This window comes from Caballeronia sp. LZ033, assembly GCF_031451265.1.
Taxonomy (GTDB): domain Bacteria; phylum Pseudomonadota; class Gammaproteobacteria; order Burkholderiales; family Burkholderiaceae; genus Caballeronia.
The window spans coordinates 1,479,112-1,495,608 of the sequence record NZ_JARUXQ010000001.1 but is presented as its reverse complement, the minus strand read 5'-3'; the positions used below and the strand labels follow the sequence as shown (position 1 = coordinate 1,495,608).

At 63.1% G+C, this 16,497-nt stretch carries 22 protein-coding genes; 20 read left to right on the top strand and 2 right to left on the bottom strand.

Annotated features, from left to right (window positions below; genetic code table 11):
• From gpW to QCE62_RS06885, 14 genes are all read left to right on the top strand, one after another.
• On the top strand, nt 1-264 hold the full coding sequence (gene gpW / locus QCE62_RS06950) for a gpW family head-tail joining protein (protein WP_309915875.1): 264 nt from the start codon (nt 1-3) through the stop codon (nt 262-264).
• Complete coding sequence (locus QCE62_RS06945; RefSeq protein ID WP_309915873.1) at nt 264-1,940, top strand: phage portal protein; 1,677 nt, start codon at nt 264-266, stop codon at nt 1,938-1,940. The genes gpW and QCE62_RS06945 overlap by 1 nt, the downstream gene beginning before the upstream one ends.
• A complete protein-coding gene (locus tag QCE62_RS06940; RefSeq protein WP_309915871.1) occupies nt 1,937-2,809 on the top strand; it encodes a S49 family peptidase in 873 nt (290 codons plus the stop codon). Before QCE62_RS06945 ends, QCE62_RS06940 begins: the two co-directional genes overlap by 4 nt.
• 21 nt (nt 2,810-2,830) lie before the next feature.
• Nucleotides 2,831-3,490 carry a hypothetical protein gene (locus tag QCE62_RS06935; protein ID WP_309915867.1) on the top strand — a complete coding sequence of 220 codons (660 nt, stop codon included), beginning with the start codon at nt 2,831-2,833 and terminating at the stop codon, nt 3,488-3,490.
• A 45-nt stretch (nt 3,491-3,535) separates the two neighbouring features.
• Complete coding sequence (locus QCE62_RS06930; RefSeq protein WP_309915864.1) at nt 3,536-3,904, top strand: head decoration protein; 369 nt, start codon at nt 3,536-3,538, stop codon at nt 3,902-3,904.
• 36 nt (nt 3,905-3,940) lie between these two features.
• The gene (locus QCE62_RS06925) at nt 3,941-4,975 is read left to right on the top strand and encodes a major capsid protein (protein ID WP_309915860.1); all 1,035 of its coding nucleotides are present in this window, start codon (nt 3,941-3,943) and stop codon (nt 4,973-4,975) included.
• Between the two features lie 3 nt (nt 4,976-4,978).
• Nucleotides 4,979-5,338 (top strand): hypothetical protein, encoded by a 360-nt coding sequence (locus tag QCE62_RS06920; RefSeq protein WP_309915856.1) that lies wholly within the window; start codon nt 4,979-4,981, stop codon nt 5,336-5,338.
• On the top strand, nt 5,331-5,939 hold the full coding sequence (locus QCE62_RS06915; protein ID WP_309915854.1) for a hypothetical protein: 609 nt from the start codon (nt 5,331-5,333) through the stop codon (nt 5,937-5,939). Before QCE62_RS06920 ends, QCE62_RS06915 begins: the two co-directional genes overlap by 8 nt.
• Nucleotides 5,940-5,948: 9 nt before the next feature.
• Nucleotides 5,949-6,185, top strand: a complete 237-nt coding sequence (locus QCE62_RS06910) for a DUF2635 domain-containing protein (protein WP_309915851.1) — start codon at nt 5,949-5,951, stop codon at nt 6,183-6,185.
• Entirely contained in the window at nt 6,182-7,660 is a 1,479-nt protein-coding gene (locus QCE62_RS06905) for a phage tail sheath subtilisin-like domain-containing protein (protein ID WP_309915848.1), read from the top strand. The genes QCE62_RS06910 and QCE62_RS06905 overlap by 4 nt, the downstream gene beginning before the upstream one ends.
• A gap of 61 nt (nt 7,661-7,721) precedes the next feature.
• Entirely contained in the window at nt 7,722-8,090 is a 369-nt protein-coding gene (locus tag QCE62_RS06900) for a phage tail tube protein (protein WP_309915844.1), read from the top strand.
• A gap of 1 nt (nt 8,091) precedes the next feature.
• Entirely contained in the window at nt 8,092-8,655 is a 564-nt protein-coding gene (locus tag QCE62_RS06895) for a phage tail assembly protein (RefSeq protein WP_309915841.1), read from the top strand.
• A gap of 163 nt (nt 8,656-8,818) precedes the next feature.
• Nucleotides 8,819-10,789 (top strand): lytic transglycosylase domain-containing protein, encoded by a 1,971-nt coding sequence (locus tag QCE62_RS06890; RefSeq protein WP_309915838.1) that lies wholly within the window; start codon nt 8,819-8,821, stop codon nt 10,787-10,789.
• Nucleotides 10,786-11,604, top strand: coding sequence for a DNA circularization N-terminal domain-containing protein (locus tag QCE62_RS06885; protein WP_309915835.1), 819 nt, complete (start codon nt 10,786-10,788; stop codon nt 11,602-11,604). Before QCE62_RS06890 ends, QCE62_RS06885 begins: the two co-directional genes overlap by 4 nt.
• Before the next feature lie 57 nt (nt 11,605-11,661).
• Here the strand turns inward: QCE62_RS06885 and QCE62_RS06880 are convergent, their stop codons facing one another.
• On the bottom strand, nt 11,662-11,790 hold the full coding sequence (locus QCE62_RS06880; RefSeq protein WP_309915833.1) for a hypothetical protein: 129 nt from the start codon (nt 11,788-11,790) through the stop codon (nt 11,662-11,664).
• A 10-nt stretch (nt 11,791-11,800) separates the two neighbouring features.
• Between QCE62_RS06880 and QCE62_RS06875 the strand changes: the two genes are divergently transcribed.
• Complete coding sequence (locus QCE62_RS06875; RefSeq protein ID WP_309915830.1) at nt 11,801-12,208, top strand: hypothetical protein; 408 nt, start codon at nt 11,801-11,803, stop codon at nt 12,206-12,208.
• Here the strand turns inward: QCE62_RS06875 and QCE62_RS06870 are convergent.
• Complete coding sequence (locus QCE62_RS06870) at nt 12,200-12,628, bottom strand: hypothetical protein (RefSeq protein WP_309915827.1); 429 nt, start codon at nt 12,626-12,628, stop codon at nt 12,200-12,202. The genes QCE62_RS06875 and QCE62_RS06870 overlap by 9 nt on opposite strands.
• A 10-nt stretch (nt 12,629-12,638) precedes the next feature.
• Between QCE62_RS06870 and QCE62_RS06865 the strand changes: the two genes are divergently transcribed.
• From QCE62_RS06865 to QCE62_RS06845, 5 genes are read left to right on the top strand one after another with little or no spacing between them, the layout of a single operon-like run.
• The gene (locus QCE62_RS06865; protein ID WP_309915824.1) at nt 12,639-13,709 is read left to right on the top strand and encodes a phage baseplate assembly protein; all 1,071 of its coding nucleotides are present in this window, start codon (nt 12,639-12,641) and stop codon (nt 13,707-13,709) included.
• Between the two features lie 3 nt (nt 13,710-13,712).
• Entirely contained in the window at nt 13,713-14,276 is a 564-nt protein-coding gene (locus tag QCE62_RS06860; protein WP_309915822.1) for a phage baseplate assembly protein V, read from the top strand.
• A gap of 3 nt (nt 14,277-14,279) precedes the next feature.
• Nucleotides 14,280-14,726, top strand: a complete 447-nt coding sequence (locus tag QCE62_RS06855; RefSeq protein WP_309915819.1) for a phage GP46 family protein — start codon at nt 14,280-14,282, stop codon at nt 14,724-14,726.
• A gap of 1 nt (nt 14,727) precedes the next feature.
• Nucleotides 14,728-15,891 carry a baseplate J/gp47 family protein gene (locus QCE62_RS06850; RefSeq protein WP_309915816.1) on the top strand — a complete coding sequence of 388 codons (1,164 nt, stop codon included), beginning with the start codon at nt 14,728-14,730 and terminating at the stop codon, nt 15,889-15,891.
• 6 nt (nt 15,892-15,897) lie between these two features.
• Complete coding sequence (locus tag QCE62_RS06845) at nt 15,898-16,494, top strand: putative phage tail protein (protein WP_309915815.1); 597 nt, start codon at nt 15,898-15,900, stop codon at nt 16,492-16,494.
• Nucleotides 16,495-16,497: the final 3 nt, after the last annotated feature.

Below are 16,497 nucleotides of genomic sequence, written 5' to 3'. Positions count from 1 at the left end.
GTGAGCTTTGACCCGGAGCAGAGCATCTTCGCCGGGATGGATACGGCCGTGCTTCAGCAAGCACTGGCCGACGCGCAGCAGGCGTATATCGATCTGTCCACTGGCGCGAAAGGCGAGAGCTATTCGTACACACAGGGCGACGGCGCGAAGGCGGTGACGTACACGCGGGCCTCCCTGCCCGCGCTGTACAACCTGATTCGCCAGTTGCAGATGATCCTCAACCCGAACATTCGATCGCGTCGCCCCATGCGACCGTACTTCTGATGAGCAACGACATGGTTCTGGTGGATGCGTCTGGCCGTCCGCTGGCCCCAGTTGCGCCCGCGACGCCTGCGAATCGACGCACATCCGCCTCGCTTCAGCGCAGCGGTCCGTACGGGAACACGTTCTTCCCCTACGACGCCGCGAACTGGCAGACGCAGGAGATGGGCGACTGGCTTCCGTGGATTCGCTCACCCGACTCCGAGATCAACCAGTTTCGCGATCGCATGGTTGCGCGCGCACGCGACCTGGTGCGCAACGATGGCTGGGCGTCGGGCGGGATCATGCGGATCCTCGACAACACGATCGGCACCAGCCTGCGGCTCTCCTCGGCGCCGGATTGGCGCGCCCTCTCCCGCTATGACAAGGCTTTCGACGCGACCTGGGCGAACGAATATCGGACGGTCGTCGAAGCCTTGTATCGGAACTTCTCCGATGATCTTGGCAATTACAACGACGTCTCCCGTCAGCTGACGGTTGGGCAGCAGGACCGGCTCGGCATGGCGCACAAGCTCATCGACGGCGACGCGCTGACCGTCGCTTACTGGCTGCCCGAGCGGATCGGCCGCGGTGCGGCGCAATACGCGACGTCGTTTCTCGTCGTCGATCCGGACCGCCTTTCGAACCCGTATCAGCAGCTCGACACGCGGTATCTGCGTGGCGGCGTCGAGATCGACGACTACGGCGTGCCGATCGCGTATCACATCCGCAAAGCGCATCAGAACGACTGGTATAACGCGGTCGAGTCGATGGATTGGGAGCGCGTCGAGCGCGAGGATCCCGATGGTTGGCGTCGCGTGTTTCACGACTTCGAGCGGCAGCGCGCAGGGCAGAACCGCGGCATCAGTATCTTCACGGCGATTCTCGGACACATGAAGATGCTCGCGCGTCACTACGGCGTCGAGCTGCAGGCAGCGACGATCGCGGCAACCTTCGGCACCTACGTGACGAGTCCCTATGACCCGTCGCTCGTGCAGGATGCGCTCGACGGCGGCGACCAAGAACTGTCGTTCTATCAAGGCCTTCGCGCCGACTGGGCGAACGAACGGCCCGCGATGCTGAACGGCGCGCGCGTGCCGACGCTGGCGCCCGGCGAGGACATCAAGTCAGTGGCGTCGAGTCACCCGCACGGCGACTTCACGGCTTTCGCTTCGGAGATGCTCGGTCTGTTCTCCGCGAACACCGGCATTTCACGCGAGCAGGTAACTCAGGACTGGTCGAAGACAAACTACTCCAGCGCGCGCGCCGCGCTTCTCGAGAGCTGGAAGACCTTGCAGCGGCGCGCCGGCGAATACAAGCGCGGAACCGCAACGCCCAAGTTCGCGGCGTGGCTCTCCGAAGCGATGGATCGCGGTGACCTCGACGACGTATTGCCGCGTCACGCGCCAGATTTCGTCGAAGCCGCCACCGCCTACGCGAAGTGTTCGTGGTTGGGCGTAGCGCGAGGCTGGATCGACCCGGTGAAGGAGCCGCAGGGCTCGATCCTGCGCATGGACGGTGGCCTCTCGACGCTGAAGCAGGAATGCGCCGAGCAAGGCCTCGACTACGAAGAAGTGCTGCATCAGCGCGCAGTCGAGCAACAAATGTTTGAGGACCTGAAGCTGCCGAAGCCAAACTGGTTCGGCAACGAAGCCGCGAACCAGGCATCTCAACCTCCAGAGGAACCGCAGCCGCAATGAAAAGCTATCCATTCGCCGCGGCGCGGATCTTCGATATCCCGCTGGCCATGCACCCAGTCAAGGGGCAAGTCATCGCCCGCGCGCTCGCAGGCCGCTTTGGTATCGGCGACATCAATTTTGCTGGCGGCGAACCCCTCACGCCCGTCGCAATGGAGTGGTTCGAAGAAGGAGGAGACGACTCTCACAGCGAAACACCCTACGACCTTGTGGAGGGCGTCGCAGTAATTGATGTGTCAGGCACCCTCGTGCAGAAGAGCAGCAATCTGCGCCCCTACTCCGGGATGCTCGGTTACAACGCCATTCGCCACAACTTCCTCGCAGCGCTGAATGACAAGGCGGTGAGTGCGATCGCGCTGTCGATCGACTCGCCCGGCGGCGAAGTGGCGGGATGCTTCGATCTCGCTGACCTCATCTACGAATCGCGCGAAGCCAAGCCCACCCTCGCGATCCTGAACGAGTGCGCCTACAGCGCGGCGTACGCGATCGCCAGTGCATGCGAACAGATTACCGTTCCCCGCACCGGCGGCACCGGCTCAGTAGGTGTGATCTGCATGCACATCGACGCGTCGAAGGCGATGAGCAATGCAGGTTTCTCGGTCACCATCATTAAGTATGGCGACCGAAAAGCGGACGGAAACCAGTTCAATCCGCTCGCGAAAGATGCGCTCGCACGCTTTCAAACCGACGTCGACGAGATGGGCGAACTGTTCGTGGCCACCGTCGCCCGCAATCGAAACCTCTCGGCCGATGTCGTTCGCGCGACTCAGGCAACCACTTTCCTCGGCGCCGCCGGCGTCGAAATTGGCTTCGCTGACGCTGTCATGGCGCCAGATGAAGCGTTCCGCTCCCTGCTCGCCGAGTTGGGCTGATCTTTCCTACGGAGTATCGCAATGAAACTGAATCGCCTGGCGGGCGTGCTTTCGTTCGCCCATTTGGCGGGCGGCGCGCCGCGCACCATGCACGCACGCGCCGACGACGACTCGGACGACACCAAAAACAAGGGCGCCAGCCGCGCGCGCGGCGACAGCGACGACGAGCCGGATCAAGATCGAGAAGATGGCGACGCGAAAGGGTCTCGCGCGTCCGGCGATGACGATCAAGGCGACGACAAGTCCGCGGAGAGCGATGAGCCGGACGATGACGATTCGGGCAAGGGCAAGAGCGGAAAGAACGCCAAAGCAGACGATGACAAGGACGATGTCGACGCGAACGCCCGCGCGGATGATGACGATGACGACGAAGAAGAGATGCACGGCAAGAGTGCCGCTGCACAGGCTCGTCGCCGCGAGCGCGCGCGCTGCGCGGCCATCATGGGATCGCGATATGCAGCCAGCAATGTCGTGCTGGCCGCCAATCTCGCCTTCAAGACGAGCATGACGCGTCAGCAGGCGATCGACACGCTGCGCGATACCCCCGCCGCGTCGCACGCCGGCAGCGGCCGCGCGGATCGCAATCCGAACCTCGGCGCCGGCGGCGAGCGCGCACCAGATTCGCAAGCCACGCGCTCGGCCAGTTGGGACCGCGCGATGTCGAAGGCGCGTGGAAACTGAACCGGCGAAGTCGTAGCCCTCCTCCAACCTCAGGAACAAATCATCATGGCTCAAACCCCGCTCACCGAGTCGTGGCACGACTTCGGTTTCATGGTCTCGCAAGCGCGCGGCCACCGTTCCGTCGACCAAGGCGTTGCCTCTGGCGCCGTCTTGATCCCGGCGGGCAGCGTCGTCGCGAAGACGGCAGCCGGAAAGTTCGTGCCGCTGGCGCCGGCGGCATCCGATGGCACTCAGAACGCCATCGGCATCATCGGCATGACCACAGACACGACGCTTGCCGACAAGAAGGCACCGTTCGTGGTGCGCGACGCCGAAGTGAACGCCTCGGAACTCATCTGGCCGGCATCCATCACCGGCCCCCAAACCACCGCGGCGCTCGCCCAACTGGCTGCCCTCGGAATCATCGCCCGCTAAGCGGGAAACATCGCCCCGCAAAAAGGAGAGAACGCGATGGCAGCATTGAACATCTTCAAGAACGACGTCTTCTCGACGATCGATCTCACGACGGCGGTCGAGAAGGCGCCGTTCAAACCGGAAGGCCTCGGCACGCTGAACATTTTCGACGACAAGCCGATCCGGACCACGGCGCTCGCCGTCGAGCAGCGCCAGGGCAAGCTCGTCATCATCCCGATCTCTGATCGGGGTGAGGAAGGCACACAGCGCACCACCGAGAAGCGCCAGGCGCGTTACTTCGAAGTGCCGCGTCTGATGCACTCGGACACGATCTACGCGAACGAGCTGCAGAACATTCGCGCGTTCGGCACGGAATCCGAGCTCATGCAGGTGCAGGACGAAGTCGCCCGCCGCCTGAACGGCCCGACAGGCCTCACGAGCAACATCGAGTACACGTGGGAATATCACCGCCTGGCTGCGGTGCAAGGCCTGCTTCTCGATGCCGACGGCTCCGTCGTGTACAACTTCTTCAACGAGTTCGGCATCACGCAGCCGGCAGAAATCGCCTTCAACCTCTCGGCCGGCACCGCAAACTCCCTGCGGCCGCTCATCAACGGCATCATCCGTTCGATGGCGCGCAAGGCGCAGGGCGCTTTCACTCAGTCGACGAAGATCTACGCGCTGTGCGGCGACGCGTTCTACGACGCTTTCGTCAACCATCCCGACGTGGTGCGCACGTTCCTGAACTGGAGCGCTGCGGCAGATCTGCGCGGCTCGCAGGGCGCAGCCTTCGACGCGTTTTACTTCGGCGGCATCTACTGGGTGAACTATCGTGGTTCGGATGACAACACCACGATCAAAATCCCGGACGACAAGGTGAAGTTTTTCCCAGTCGGTGCGCCCGGCGTATTCCAGCGCGCGCTCGCCCCAGGCGAGGCGTTCGAGTGGGTGAACACGCCCGGCAAGCCGATCTACGTGATTCCGATCTTCGACCGCGATCGGAACATGTGGTGGAAGATGGAGGTGTACAGCTATCCGCTGCACATCTGCACGCGCCCCGAGGTCCTCTTCAGCGGCCGCGCCGGCACGTAAGCCATGATCGACTGGGACAAGGCCGTGATCGGCCCGACGATCAAAGTGTTCGGCGAGCCAGTGATGTATGCGCCGGCGTCTGGCATCACGCCCTTCCCCATCGTCGGGGTGTTCGACGAAGCGTATCTCGGCCTGATCGTCGTCGACGGTGTGCAGGTTCAAACGGAACAGCCAACGCTCGGTGTGCAGCTCTCGCAGTTCCGCGCGAACGGGAAAACGCTTTTCGTCGACGTCCTCCCGGAGCAGGACGACCAGTTGACGATCGTTCGAACGGGCGCTGTCTATGTGGTGCGCGAACCGCGCCCAGACGGTCACGGCCATGCGCGGCTGATGCTCAACTACCTTGGTGACGACGATGGTTGATCCGCTCGGCCGCGCAGGGCTACGCCTCGCGGTAATCGCCGCGTTACAAGCTCGTCAGGTGGCACCAACGCTGCAATCGCCAGGTGACTGGTCAACTCCCCCTGCGAAGCTTCCTGCCGTTCTCGTACGCCCAGGCGGTGAGCGAAAGGACGGCACTGGGCCAAATGGGGAGACGCAGTTCAATTCGACTGCGACGATCGAGATTCGCGCGATCGAGAAAGGTGCTACGGGTGAAGCAGCGTTAGCCGCCGTCGAGTTGCTGGGAGCGAAGGTAGAGGATGCGATCTTTCGCGATATCCCTCTGCGCAAGCTGGTCCAGCAGTTCATCCGCGTCGAATCTATCACCGAGGTGAAGGCCGACGGCAAGGAGCATTTCGCGGCAATCAGCATGGCGATCAGCTGCGAGATCTTCGAGGCATTCGATCCGGATGTCACAGCGTCTCTGCAGCGGATTCACCTGACAGCCGATCTAACGAATGTCGCTGACCTCATCGGCACCTATCCTGACCCGCCCTTCCCTGATGCCATCGCGCCGGTCCCGCGCACGAGCGGACCCGACGGCCGGGCAGAGGGAGAAGTGGATATCCAATTTCCTCAATAGGAGTGGCGAATGATCGTCAAACCTGCACCGGGCCTCAAAGTGCGGCATCCGGATACGAAGCAATTCCTGCCGCCCGAAGGCATCACGGTACCGGATGGCGACATCTTCTGGACGCGCGCCGTCAATGATGGCGACGTGGTCGTCGTGGATGCGGATGCGGCGGCAGAGCATTCGCAGGAAGACGCAGTGAAAGAGCAACCCGCCGCCCTTCCGGCGCCTGTCGACGAAGAGGCTGACCAGCAATGATCCCGTTCAAGAACATCCCCCAGAACATCCGCACGCCGCTGTTCTTCGCGGAACTCGATGCGTCGCACGCCAACACGGCCACCGCGAACCAGCGAGCGCTGCTCATCGGCCCGATGACGTCCGCCGGCATTGCGACGCCGAACGTCCCGCTCATTTCCTCAGGTGTCGGCGATGCGGGCGTGCAGGCTGGCGTGAATTCGGTCCTCGCGTTGATGACGCAGGATTACCGCAAGAACGACCAGTTCGGCGAGCTGTGGTATCTGCCGGTGCAGGACGCGGCGGGCGCCACGCCCGCAACCGGCACGGTGGCATTCACGGCCGGCCCGACGGCGAATGGCACGATCTCGCTGTACATCGCGGGTCAGCTCGTCACGGTACCGGTGACGGCAGGGATGACGCCCGCGCAGGTCGCAACCGCAGTCGCCGCGGCGGTTAACCTCATTCCGCAGATGCCGGTCACGGCTGCCGCTGCGACCGGTACCGTGACTCTCACGGCCGACAACAAGGGTCTCGTCGGCAACGACATCGACATCCGGTTCAACTACGGCGGCACGCCGGCGGGCGAGGCGCTTCCCGTCGGTCTCGCTGCGACGATCACGCCGATGAGCGGCGGCGCAACGAATCCGGCGCTGACGACGGCGCTCGGCAACCTGCAGGACCAGCCGTTCGATTTCATTGCTTGCGCGTTCACCGACGTGACGTCGCTTGACGCTATCAAGGCGTTCCTGAACGACCAGACTGGCCGTTGGAGTTGGCAGTACCAGCTCTATGGGCACAATTTCGTCGCCTATCGGAGCACTTGGGCCGGGCTCACCACGTTTGGGACCGCGCGCAACAATCAGCACGAAACCGTCATGGGTTTCTATGACTCGCCGACGCCGGCCTGGCAGATCGCAGCGCAGATTGCCGCCGCTGTCGCCGTCAGCGTTCGAGCCGACCCCGGCGTGCCGATGCAGACTGTCGCGCTGCAAGGCTTCCAGCCTCCGCCGCTGCAGTCTCGATTCAACCTGAGTCAGCGAAACACGTTGCTCTACGACGGCATCTCGACCTTCACGGTCGCGGCCGACGGAACTGTCGCAATCGAAAATCTGATCACGACTTATCAGACGAACGCGTACGGCCAGCCGGACAACAGCTATCTCGAGATCGAGACGATGTTTCTGCTGATGTACGTGCTGCGCGCCATGAACACCATGGTGACGACGAAGTACGCCCGCGTGAAGCTGGCGGCAGACGGTACGCGATTCGCGCCCGGTTCGAACATCGTGACGCCGGCGGTCATCAAGGCCGATCTGATCGCGCTGTATCAAGAGATGGAGTACGACGGGTTCGTGCAGAACAGCGCCGCGTTCGCGCAAGCGCTGATCGTGCAGCAGAACTCGCAGAACCCGAATCGCGTCGACGTCCTCTGGCCGGGCACTCTCATCGACCAGCTGCGCATCTTCGCGTTGCTCGCTCAGTTCCGCCTGCAGTAACGGTCCAGCAACGGTTTGCGCCACCTTCGGGTGGCGTTTTCATTCTTAGGGAGAGCCAGCAATGGCCAACACGCAAAACCGGATCGCCGGGACCGCCTACCTGACCGCTGATGGTCAAGCGATGTCTGTTGCGGGCGATTTCGAGTACAACCCCAGCACCGTGACGCGCACGACCCTGACCGGGCAGAGCGGCGTCGACGGGTACAGCGAGAAGCCGCGCGCGGGCCAGATCAAGGCGACGCTGCGCGACATGGCGGGTCTGTCTCTGGCCGCGCTGAACGCGATGACCAACGTCACGATCGTCGTCGAGCTCGCCAACGGCAAGATCATCATCGGCCGCAACATGTGGACCGTGGACGATCAGAGCGCGAAGGCGGAAGACGGCACCGTGCCGGTCACCTGGGAAGGCCCGTCGGTCACTGAAAATTGATATGAGCGATACAAAAACTATCCAACTGCGCAAGCCGGTCACGATCGGCAAGGACGCAGCGGCGCAGACGTTCGACGCCCTCACGCTGCGCGAGCCGCGCGCCGGCGAGTTCGAGTCGGCCGAGAAGATGGCCATGAAGTGCGGGTATGACGTCGCGCTCGTGTCTCTGGTGGCCGGCGTGCCGGTCGATGCCGTGGACCTGATGGGCGTGACCGTCGTCGACGAGGCGATGGACTACTTCGCCACGTTCGCGCCGGAAGGCATGGGTGACGACTTCGTGAGCGAAGACGAGTTCCGCCTCGAGTTGCGTTCGCCCGCGAAGATCGGTGAGGGGGATGACGCGCCAAGCTACGCGGTGCTCAATCTGTCCGAGCCGACGAACATTCAGCGGCGCAAGGCAGGCGAAGCGGGTGGCCAGTGGGCGGCCGTGATTTCGCTGGTGTCGCGCAATGCGGGCGTGCCGGTGGCGGCGGTCAGAGCCATGTGCGCGAGCGACTTCCTCGAGGCGGCAAAGTACTTCAAGGGTTTTCAGGGGCGCCACCGCAAGACGTTGGCCAACGGCTGATTGCTGAGGTGGCGCTGATTCCTGAAGGGTGGGAAGAATGCATCGAAGATCTCGGCCATGCCATGGGGTGGCGAGATCCCGATGCAGCCTGGAACATGACGTGGACCGAGACGCTCAGGCGCGTCAGGCACGCACAGCGGATCGTTAAGACCAAGGGGTAGCGGTGGCGAATCAGTTCCAGATTGTCATTTCGGCAGTCGACAACGCGACGGCCACCGTCCGCAAGGTCAACAATTCGTTCGCCACGCTCATGGCGCCGGTGACTGACTTGGGAAAGTCGCTGTCGGCGTTCGGCAAAGAGACCGGCATCGAGAAGATCGGCAAGTCGTTGGTCAGCCTCGGCCGCACCGCGGTCGACACAGCCCGCAGCATTCTCACCATCCATCCGGCGCTCGCGGCGCTCCTGAGCGTTGGTAGCGTCGCGAGCATCGCGGCTCTTGCTACCGGCTGGGGGCGTGCGGGGCAGGAAATTGCGCGCACGTCAGCGCTCGTCGGCGTGTCGGCGGCCGATCTGCAGGCGTACCGGGGCGCTGCCAAGCTGGCCGGCTTGTCCAGCGAAGATATGAGCGCAGGGCTGCAAAGCCTCGGCGACACCTTCCAGGGCGCGATGTTCGGCCGCGCGCCGGAAGCGCTGGCCATCATGAGCGCCTATGGCGTCTCGATGCACAAGCTGAAAGACGGCTCGGTGGATACGACGCGCGCGCTCGCCGATGTGGCCACGATGATTCAGCGCAACTTCGCCGGCGGCGGCAACATCGAGGGCGCGCGCAAGATCGCGCAGGCATTCGGCGTCGAGTCGCTGTTGCCGATGCTCATGAAGGGCCCGGAATACATCCGGAAGATGGTCGACGAAGCGCAGAAAATCGGGTTCGTCATGGGCCCGGAGCAGATCAAGAACGCCGAGGAGTACGCGAAGAACATCTCGATGATGGACCTCGCGGTTGACGGGCTGAAGAACAGCGTCGGCAACGCCTTGATCCCGGTCTTGCAGCCGCTGATCGTCGAGTTGAGCAGCTGGATCTCGCAGAACCGCGAGCTGATCGCCACGGATGTGAGCGGTTTCGTGCGCGACCTGAGCAATTATCTGCGGGGCATTGACTGGAAGGCGATCTCAGGCGGCGTCGAGAAATTCATCGACAACGCGAACACGGCCGCGCAGGCGGTGGGCGGCTGGAAGGTCGTGCTGATCGGCCTGGCGGGCATCAAGCTGGCAGGGATTATCGCGGACGTATATTCCCTCGCGGCCGGCATCACCAAGCTGACTTTTGCCGCCAATGCCCTGACCGGCGGCGTCTTGTTCAAGACGCTCGGTGCGCTCGGCCTTCTGTTCCATAGTGAGGACCTGAACAAGGGTGAGGAAGCTCGTCTCGCTGATATTCGACAGCGTGAGAAGCAGTTCACTGACGCCGGAATCGACCCGAGCACGTACGACTTCAATGGCTCGGTGAATCGCGGCGGCCGCGGCGCGCCGGACGAGCAGCCTGGCACCATCATGGAAGTGCCTGCCGACGACGGAATGAGCATCGAAGAAATCCCAGCAGGTGTGGTCGGCGCCGATTCGACGACGCTCTTCGCGGCGCTCGAGCGGAAGGAAGGACTGAAGCCTGGGACGCTCGACAAGTACTGGCTGACCGAATCGAGCCGCGGCAAGAGGATGCGGGGACCGGTCACGAAGTCTGGAGAGCGAGCGCAAGGCCACTTCCAGTTCATGAAGGCCACTGCCCAGCAGTATGGCGTTTCCAATCCGGATGACCTGGCTGACGCTGCGGCAGGCGCAGCGCGCATGCTTCATCACCTGTATGGCAAGTACGGGGACGACGATCGGCGTGTGGCTGCAGCTTACAACTGGGGCGAAGGGAACGTCGATCGGCTAGGCCTCGGCGCCGCACCGGCGGAAACGCAGGCCTACATGGACAAGATCGCGCCTTCGATCTACGGCGCGCGCGCGCCGGCAGCCGTGGCCGATGCGGGCGCAAACGGCGCAGTGGCAAACGGCGCGGTCGCCGGTGGCGGGACGGTGAAGGTGGACATCAATCTACGCGGCGCGCCGCGCGGGACGACGACGCAGGTGAGCTCGAGCGGTAACGTGGAGCCGCGCGTCGGCGCGCGCGAGGCGGCAGGGGGAGTGTTATGAGCATCGCAAGCGGATTCGGATCGGTTCTCGGGACCTCGTCGGGCATCCAGAACCTGGCGCATTCGCTTGCGGCGCGGCTCGGCGGCTCGGCGGGCACTTATTTCCAGCAGCTCAACGCCGCGAGCTTCAGGAACGTCTCGTTCGTGTCCCTCGGGGGAATGTCGAACTTCGGCCGCCGCGTCGACATCCACGAGTATCCGTATCGGGATACGCCCTGGGCGGAAGATCTGGGCCGCGCCACGCGCCATTTCGCCGTGTCGGGGTATCTGGTCGGCGATGATGTGATCGCTCAGCGCGATCTGCTGATCGCTGCCTGCGAGCAGAGCGGCGTCGGCAAGCTCGTCCACGCGACTTATGGCGAGTTGAACGTCACGCTGTTTCAGTTCCGCGTGATCGAGCGCTGGGACAAGGGCCGCTACTTCGAGATCGAATTTGAGTTCGTCGAGTCTGGCGAGCGCGTGTTCCCCTCGACGATCACGGCAACGACCACCGGCCTGATCGAAGCTGCCTTGGGCGCGGACGCGGCCGCGAGCCTCGATTTCGTGTCGAACGCGCTCACGACGCTGTCGGCGGGAGCCGCGACCCTGCAAACGTATGTGGTGTCCGCTCTGGGGCTGGTACACAGCTGCGAAGAACGTCGTCGTCGATGCGCGCAATCTGTTTCGGCTGCTGACCAACCTGCCGGGCGACTTCGGGCGCTTTGCAGGCGCGTCGGCTGTCCCGGCGTTCAGCACGACCGGCGAGGTTTCCAACTCACAAAACACGGTGAGTTCGCTGACGGTCCAGGCGGTCGTAAATCGTGCGGCAGTCGATGACGCTGGTGCCGCCCTATCGGCGTCGGCGGCGTCGATCAGCGCCGCGAGCGCATCGGATTACGCCACTGCGGCAGCCGGGCTCGCGTCGGCGGTCTTGGCCGCGGCGCCGGCGCCGGATGACGCAATTCGCTTGCTGTCGGACCTGTCGACGTACACGAACGACAGCCCGACTACATCATCGATCATCGGCGCTTCGATGGCGGCGGCGCAGGCGGCTGCAACTGATCTGTTCCGTCGCTCGTGCATTTCGGCGGTAGTGCAGGCGGCCGCGCAGTATCAGCCCACTTCGAGCGATGACGCCGCGCAGATGCGCGACACCGTCACGGGGCTGATCGATGCTGAGATCGTGATTGCTGGTGATCAGGGTGAGGATGCGACATACAGCGCGATGAAGTCGCTGCGCGCCGCGGTCGTGGCGGACCTAAACGCGCGCGGCGGCGCGCTGGCGGCGATCAAGACGTTTCAGCTTCCGGCGCGCTTGCCGGCGCTGACTCTCGCGAATCGAATCTATCGCGATGCGAGCCGCGCGGATGAACTGGTTGAGCAGGCCAGTACTGTCCACCCGGCTTTCATGCCGCAGTCGTTCAAGGCGCTGTCAGTTTAAGGCGCGCTGGATCGTGGTCATCTTGCCGTTGACGCACTTGGTGGTGGCCTCCACGCGCTTGATGTACACGAGGCCCTGAGCGTCGGTGACCGCGTGCTGCATGACGCCGCCGGTCGGCCACTGGCAAGCAGGCTCCGTCATGTTGCCCTGGGCGTCGAGGATCGGCGCGACATCTGCGCCATGAAAGATATAGGTTTCCGGTTCTTCGTTCGCTTTGCCGGTAAACAGGCTCGTGCCCGTGATTTCGCGAGCATTCGGCCCCCAGTTCGACGCCTCGAATCGGTACCCCTTTGGGAAGGCCCTGCAGCCGTCTTGCCGACATGCGGTAGCTTGCTCTGCTGTAACTTGGTAAAGCGGGTTTGCCGTCGCGGTCATTGCCGCGAAGAGCGTGGAGGCTGTTAGGAGGATTGTTGTTCTCATGGAGTCATCCTTGATTGATGATTTGAGCCTGGATCTGAATAGTATCCGAGTGTCGGGGTGGACTCGTATTCGCGTTACGCGAGGCATCCAGCGCCTCACTTCCGATTTTGACATCGAACTCACTGATCTTGAGCCGGCCACGCTCAGAGAGATCATCGCTATACCAGGCGAGGATTGTTCGGTTCTGCTGGGGCCCGACAAGGTGGTGACGGGTTACGTCGACGCAGTCATTCCATCCATCTCGGTCACAAAGCATGCCATTCGAATACGGGGACGCGGCAAATGCGCTGATCTGGTCGATTGCAGCGCGGAATGGCCAAGCGGTCAGATCGCTGGGTCGAACGCGCTTCAAATCGCACAAAAGCTTGCTTTCAAGCCATACGGTATCCAGGTCATCTCAGACGGCAATGACGGGCCATCGATCCCTCTGTTCTCGATCTGCGTGGGCGAAACTCCCTTCGACATCATCGAGCGCGTTTCGCGCTATGCGGGCCTGCTGGCGTACGAGTTGCCGGATGGCAATCTCTATCTGTGCCGCGCCGGCGAAGGGCTGATGTCGTCAGGTGTCGCACAGGGCCTGAACGTGGAAAGCGCAGTATTCGAATGGTCCGCGGACCAACGGTACTCGCTCATCGGTGCCTACCAGCAGACGATGATGACGGCCGGTGACTACGGCGCCAACATCGGCCCGGTCGCAACGGCTGAAGACAAGACCGTCATCAGGAACCGGAAGCTCTATTTCCAAAGCGAACAGGTCATCTCGGGCTTCGAGCTTGCAAAAGCACGGGTCGCTTGGGAGCAGTCGCGCCGCGCGGGACAGTCTCAGGTCGTGCGCGCCACGGTCGATAGCTGGCGCGACGCGGCGGGGAAGTTGTGGGAGCCGAATTCCCAGCTGCGCGTGGACCTTCCGATCCTGAAGATCCCAGAAGGCACGATGATGCTCATCGCCGAGGTGACCTATCGTCGCGACGAGACCGGCACGCACGCCGACCTCGTGCTGATGCCGCCAAGCGCCTTCGTTCCCGAACCGATCATTTTGCAAAATCTGGCATCGGACACTGTACTGGGCGCAACTCGATAGACCATGTCCGAAAACTTCATGCATTCCCTGCGGCGTCTGTCGCAGCGGGTGATGTCGGCGCTCGCGCGCGCGACCATCTCGCTGGTCGACGACAGCGGCCGAGTGCAGCTCCTGCAGATCAAGGCGAGCGGGATGCAGACCATTGATCGGCTGCCGAGATTCGCAGAGTACGGGTTCAGCTCGAACCCTCCTGCGAACTCGGAAGCGATCGTCCTGTTCGTGGGCGGTGATCGATCGAACGGTGTCGTCGTCGCTACCGGAAACGCCCAGTACCGCGTGACGAATCTGGCGCCCGGCGAGATCTGCATCAGCGACAACACCGGCCAGAAGGTCTATCTCTCTCAGGCCGGAATGGTTCTGGATGGCGGCGGCAAGCCGGTCACCATCACGAACACGCCGGAGATCGATGCCGACACGCCGCTGCTCAAGTGCGCCGGCGACATCATCGACAACTACGGCACAAACGCTCATTCGATGGCCGATATGCGCGCCCACGACAACGCGCACGTGCACAGCGGCGTGCAACGGGGCGGCTCCAACACTGATCCACCGACGACTCTGGAGTAACGCATGTCAGACATCACCATCGTCTGGGACGTGGCGAACAGCCGGGGCGATTGGCAGCAACTCGGCCCTGACCTGCTCACTGGAAACGATCTGCAAACGGCTGTGCTGCTCAGCCTCTTCACTGACCGAGTCGCGAATAACGACGACGTCATCCCCGACGGGACCGGCGACCCGCGCGGATGGTGGGGCGACGTCGGCGAAGACACGCCGATCGGCTCGCGGCTCTGGTTGCTTGATCGCTCGAAGCAGACGCAGGAGGTGCTGAACAACGCGCGCGACTACATCACCGAGGCCCTTCAGTGGCTCGTTGATGACGGCGTAGTGGCCAGCATGGACGTTCAGACGGAATGGATGCGCGACACGTTCCTCGGCGCGCAGATCACGCTCTATCAACCCGCCGGGCCCAGCGTATCGCTTCAGTACGCCTGGGCATGGCAACAGCTCTCCTGACATGCCATTCCAACGAAAGACGCTCTCCACCCTGATCGCAGAGGTGGCGGCCGACATCAACTCGTCGTTGCAAGGTGCAGACGCGCTGCTGCGCTTCACCGTCCTGAAGGTGATCGGCAAGGTTCAGGCAGGGATGTCGAACCTGCAGATGGGCTACCTCGATTGGCTGGCCAAACAGGCTGTGCCATTCACGGCCGAGGACGAGTATCTCGAAGGCTGGGCAGCCCTGAAGAAGGTCTATCGAAAGGCTGCGACCCCAGCGCAACTGACGGCGACCTTTGCAGGTGCGACGGGAAAGCCTCTGAGTGCAGGGACGCAGGTGGTGCGCAGCGACGGCGCGACCTACACGACCGCCGCGACGGCGACTGTAGACGGTACCGGGTTCGTGTCCGTCACGATCGTCGCGACCGCCAAGGGTGCGGCTGGAAATGCTGACCCGGGCACGGCAGTCTCACTCGGCATCGCGGTCGACGGGCTGCAATCGACGGGAACCATCACGGCTACCGTCGCCTCCGGCTCGGACGTCGAAGATAACGACGATCTGCGAACGCGCATGCTGGCGGCCTATCAGAACACTCCGCAGGGTGGCGACACCAACGACTACATCGGCTGGGCGCTCGCGGTCCCTGGCGTCACGCGAGCGTGGGTTGCGCCGAACGGTTTCGGCGGCGGCACGGTCGTCATCTACACGATGTGGGATGTTGTGGAAGCGTCGCATGGCGGCTTCCCGCAAGGCATCAACGGGTGCTCCCAGTACGACAAAGGGCCAGGCGGCACGCCGCGCGGCACGGTCGCGACCGGTGATCAGTTGGTGGTCGCGGACAGCATCATCAACGAGCAGCCGGTGACAGCCCTCGTGTATTCGTGCAGTCCGGTCCCGAACAGTCTCACCTTCACGCTTTCTGGACTGCTAGGGGCATCGGCTGCCACGCGCGCGGCGATCTCATCGGCTATTTCCGATGTTCTGTTCCGAAACGGAAGCCCGCTCGCGGGAACGATCAACCGGTCGGACATCGAATCTGCGATCGCGTCGGTGTCTGGCACGAGCGGCTTCGTCATCACGCTTGTTCAGGGTGTTGTCGGCGCGACGACCACGACCTATCCCGGCAACATCACGAGCGGTACCGGCCAGTTGCCGGTCCTCGCCGGCGTGAACTACGTGTGAGGCGACATGCTTGCACCGAACTTTAAGGCTGCAGATTTTCTGGCAGCAATGCAGGCGCTTTTGCCGCGCGGGCGCGTATGGCCCCGAGATCCTGACACCGTTCAGGCGAAGGTGATCGCCGGTCTGGCGCCGAGTTATGAACGCCAGACCGCGCGCGCGAACTATCTGCTGGTCGACGCATTCCCAGCGACGACGTACGAGCTGCTGCCCGAATGGGAGGCGACGCTCGGTCTGCCAGATCCGTGCGCTGGAGTTGCGCCAACGATTCCAACGCGCCGCGCACAGGTAATCGCGCGATTCATCGGAGGGGGCGGACCATCGATCCCCGATCTCATCGCCTTTGCAGCAAACCTCGGTTACACGATCACTATCACGCAGTTCTTCGAGGCACGAGCCGATGAAATGCGAGCGGATGACCCATGTTGCGGATCTGACTGGAACTCGGCATGGCGGGTGAACGCCCCCTTGAACACGATTATTTATGCCCAGGCTGACGCAATGGCAGCGGATGACCCGCTGGCGTCATGGGGGAATGCAGTGCTGGAGTGCGAGCTCAGAGCTATCGCGCAAGCGCATACCAATTTGATTTTTGCTTACGTATAAAGA